Here is a 1155-nt window from a genome sequence, read left to right on the forward strand (position 1 = left end):
CCTTTCGAGGTGCGGGCCCTCAGTGTGTTCCGGGGCCGTCGTTCGGCCGCGGGCCGGTGGGGCTTGTCGCGCGGTTCCCCGCGCCCCTCGAGGGACGTTGTCCCAGCCGCCAAGATCGATCTTCTCCGCCTCCGGGGAATGCCCATGCCCGCAACGGCGTTGTGAGGTATGAACACGAGGAGGGGCGGTCACAGTGCTTGATCCGCAGGGTTTGTACGCATGGGAGCCGAAGGGGCTGGCTGTCGTCGACATGGCGCTCGCCCAGGAGTCGGCCGGTCTTGTCATGCTCTACCACTTCGACGGATACATCGACGCGGGGGAAGCGGGCGACCAGATCGTCGACCGGCTGCTCGACTCGCTGCCCCACCAGGTCGTCGCCCGCTTCGACCACGACCGGCTCGTGGACTACCGAGCCCGCCGCCCGCTGCTGACGTTCAAGCGCGACCGCTGGAGCGACTACGAGGACCCCGCCCTCGAGGTGCGGCTCGTGCAGGACGCCACCGGAGCGCCGTTCCTGCTGCTGTCCGGCCCCGAGCCGGACGTGGAGTGGGAGCGCTTCGCCGCGGCCGTGAAGCAGATCGTGGAGCGGCTCGGCGTCCGCCTGTCCGTGAACTTCCACGGCATCCCCATGGGCGTCCCGCACACCCGGCCCGTCGGCCTCACCCCGCACGGCAACCGCACCGACCTGGTCCCGGGCCACCGCAGCCCGTTCGAGGAGGCGCAGGTGCCCGGCAGCGCCGAGTCCCTCATCGAGTACCGGCTGCTCCAGGCCGGGCACGATGTCCTCGGTGTCGCCGCCCATGTCCCGCACTACATCGCCCGCTCCCCGTATCCGGACGCGGCCCTGACGGTCCTGGAGGCCATCACGGCGGCGACCGGACTGGTGCTGCCCGGTATCGCCCACGCCCTGCGCTCCGACGCCCACCGCACCCAGACGGAGATCGACCGGCAGATCCGCGAGGGCGACGACGATCTCACCGCGCTCGTCGAGGGCCTGGAGCACCAGTACGACGCCGTCGCGGGCGCCGAGACCCGCGGCAACATGCTCGCCGAGCCGGTGGACATCCCGTCGGCCGACGAGATCGGCAAGGAGTTCGAACGCTTCCTGGCGGAGCGAGAGGGCGACACCTGACGGGGGCTCGGGTCCTTCAGAGA

The 1155-nt window shown here is 70.9% G+C and carries 1 protein-coding gene; it reads left to right on the forward strand.

Annotation, left to right across the window (positions count from 1 at the left end; translation table 11 throughout):
* The first annotated feature begins 193 nt into the window (after positions 1-193).
* Positions 194-1132 (forward strand): PAC2 family protein, encoded by a 939-nt coding sequence (locus ACFTZL_RS45035; RefSeq protein WP_382498908.1) that lies wholly within the window; start codon positions 194-196, stop codon positions 1130-1132.
* The last annotated feature ends 23 nt before the right edge of the window (positions 1133-1155 follow it).

The organism is Streptomyces sp. NPDC056948, from assembly GCF_042674225.1.
Lineage (GTDB): Bacteria > Actinomycetota > Actinomycetes > Streptomycetales > Streptomycetaceae > Streptomyces > Streptomyces purpurascens.